The organism is Chryseobacterium sp. 2TAF14, from assembly GCF_052115105.1.
Taxonomy (GTDB): domain Bacteria; phylum Bacteroidota; class Bacteroidia; order Flavobacteriales; family Weeksellaceae; genus Chryseobacterium.
The window spans coordinates 1-2,581 of record NZ_JBFRGA010000305.1 but is presented as its reverse complement, the minus strand read 5'-3'; the positions used below and the strand labels follow the sequence as shown (position 1 = coordinate 2,581).

Genomic DNA, 2,581 nt, shown 5'->3' with positions numbered 1-2,581 from the left:
ATATTAGATTTCACCGTACTGTCAATCACCTGAATATTTGAATTCACTTTAGGTGAAGTTTCATTCTGAGCTATCGCAGGTTTAATTTCAGAACCATCATTTTTATTAATAAAATAAAATGCACCCAAACCGATAATTAAACTCGCAGCAATTCCATAAGGAAACCAGATTGGAATAATTTTCTTTTTGTCGTCTTTTTTATTTAATTTTTCTTCAACTTTTGCCCAAACTTTATCAAAGTCCGGAAAAGTAGCCGGTTCTTCCAAAGATTGAGAAGCCTCGTTGAATTTTTTATCTATATCGTGATTATTTTCCATTATGTAAAGTTTAAATGTTGTGATTAACCAAGAGTTCCTGAAGTTTTTTCCTCGCAAAATTCAGCTGTGATTTTGATGTTCCTTCACTGATTGAAAGCATGGTTGCAATCTCTTTATGCGGATAACCTTCAATTGCAAACAGATTGAAAATCGCTCTGCAACCTTCCGGAAGGAAATTCAGAAGCTTCAGAATATCTTTTTCGAAAGAAAGGTTTTCTACTTTAGAATCGGGAGATTCTACAAGATTTTCATCCAGTGAAATGTGCAGAGCTTTTGTACTTCTCAATTTCTGAAGACATTCATTCACCGCAATTTTCTTCGCCCAGGCTTCGAAAATATCATGATTTTGCAGTTGATTCAGTTTGGTAAAGATTTTATAAAAAGTATCGGCCAATACTTCTTCAATATCTTCATCATTTTTCAGATAGCGTCTGCAAACTGAGTACAGTTTGCCCGCCATTTTCTCGTAGACTTTCCGCTGTGCATTGCGGTCGTTCCGTTGGCATTCTAACAGTAATTCTTTTTCCATAGTCAGGCTTTATACTCTTATAGATGCAGGAAATTTCTCGCAGGTTGGAAACATTGTAAACTTTTTTTTAAAAATAAGGAAATACTTTAAGTGGTTGATGGTTTTAGTTGATAGTTGTTAGATTTAAACGAAACAATATTGAGCACAAAGTCCACAGAGATTTTTTTTACTAAATGTTTTTAAGTTTCACAGAGCCGTTCTACTTGTAAAAACTCAGTAAGTTTTGTAATAAAGATTCCAAACACTACTACACTAGAACTCTACAACTCTCCAACTTAATTTTAACCCTTTTTTAACATTCAATATTGTAACATATCCTTAACATTGCAGACTATTAGAATATAAATTTAAAGCTGAAAAGTTTCATTTAATTATTAATACAAATTGTAATTAAAAAAATTTAATATCATCTTTAAAAAAATAAATAGATCGTTACTATGAAAAACAAAAGATTTGCGTCATTACTTTTTGTTTTATGCGCAGGAAGTATGATGTTTGCTCAGGATGACCTGATCAACAAGCTGAAGAGCAATCAGTCTCAAAATGCCAATTTCCAGTTTACCACGTTGAAAGATGTAGGTGCAACTTCAGTAAAAAACCAGGGTTCATCCGGAACTTGCTGGAGCTATTCAGGAAACTCTTTCCTTGAGTCTGAAATGCAGAGGATGGGTAAAAAACCGGTTGATCTGGCTGAAATCTTTACGGCAAGAAACTCTTATCACGATAAAGCAAAATTATATGTTTTAAACAACGGAGCAATCAGCTGGGGAGACGGAGGAGAGCTTCACGACGTGGTAAACATGTACAAAAAATACGGTGCTGTTCCACAAGATGTTTATACAGGTTTGAAAGCCGGGCAGACTTTAAATAATTTTAAAGAAATGCAGGGTAAATTAAAGCCTGTTTTGGATAGTTTGGTAGAAGCTTCTTCAAAGGATTCTGTAGATGCAATTTTGGATGAATATTTAGGAAAAGTTCCTGCAAACTTTACATATGAAGGAAAAAATTATACTCCGAAAACTTTTGCTAAAGAAGTGGTAGGAATTAATCCTGAAGACTATGTAGAGCTGTCTTCGTACAAAGATTATCCTTACTACCAGAAATTTGTAGTTCCGATTCCTGATAACTGGAGCCATGATTCTGACTGGAATATTCCGATGAATGAACTGACCGCTATTATCGACAATGCAGTAAACAAAGGATATTCTGTAGGTTGGGCAACAGATGTTTCTGAACCTTATTTTTCATACAAAAACGGTGTTGCTTACGTTCCTGATGTAGATCTTGATAAAATCACTCCGGAAGTGAAAAAAGATTTATTTACTCAGCCTAAAAAAGATAAAACGATTACTGAAGATATGCGTCAGAAAGCGTTGAACAACCTTTCTACAACCGATGATCACGGAATGCACATCGTAGGATTGGCAAAAGATCAGTCGGGTAAAGAATATTATATGGTGAAAAATTCTTGGGGTGTAACCAACGATTTTGACGGATATTTATATGTAACAAAACCGTATGTTGAATACAAATCAACTGCTATTTTGGTACACAAAAATGCAATTCCGAAAAACATCAGAAAACAGCTTAAGCCAAGCAAAAGCATTGGTTTGTAAAGAAATCATTATTGTCTTCTAGGTGACAATTCTAGATATTTAAACTTGTTAATAGGCCGTCTGAATTTTTTCAGGCGGTTTTTGTTTTGTTTTAAACGCAAAGTTCGCAAGGATTTCTG

Annotated in this window: 2 protein-coding genes and 1 pseudogene; 1 reads left to right on the top strand and 2 read right to left on the bottom strand. The window is 34.3% G+C overall.

Annotation, left to right across the window (positions count from 1 at the left end; translation table 11 throughout):
* Both AB4Y90_RS17765 and AB4Y90_RS17760 read right to left on the bottom strand, forming a co-directional pair.
* Nucleotides 1-317, bottom strand: a pseudogene (locus AB4Y90_RS17765) (vWA domain-containing protein); the annotation flags it as partial.
* Between the two features lie 10 nt (nucleotides 318-327).
* The gene (locus tag AB4Y90_RS17760) at nucleotides 328-846 is read right to left on the bottom strand and encodes an RNA polymerase sigma factor (RefSeq protein WP_441558893.1); all 519 of its coding nucleotides are present in this window, start codon (nucleotides 844-846) and stop codon (nucleotides 328-330) included.
* A gap of 437 nt (nucleotides 847-1,283) precedes the next feature.
* Between AB4Y90_RS17760 and AB4Y90_RS17755 the strand changes: the two genes are divergently transcribed.
* The gene (locus AB4Y90_RS17755; RefSeq protein ID WP_441558892.1) at nucleotides 1,284-2,462 is read left to right on the top strand and encodes an aminopeptidase C; all 1,179 of its coding nucleotides are present in this window, start codon (nucleotides 1,284-1,286) and stop codon (nucleotides 2,460-2,462) included.
* Nucleotides 2,463-2,581 lie beyond the last annotated feature (119 nt).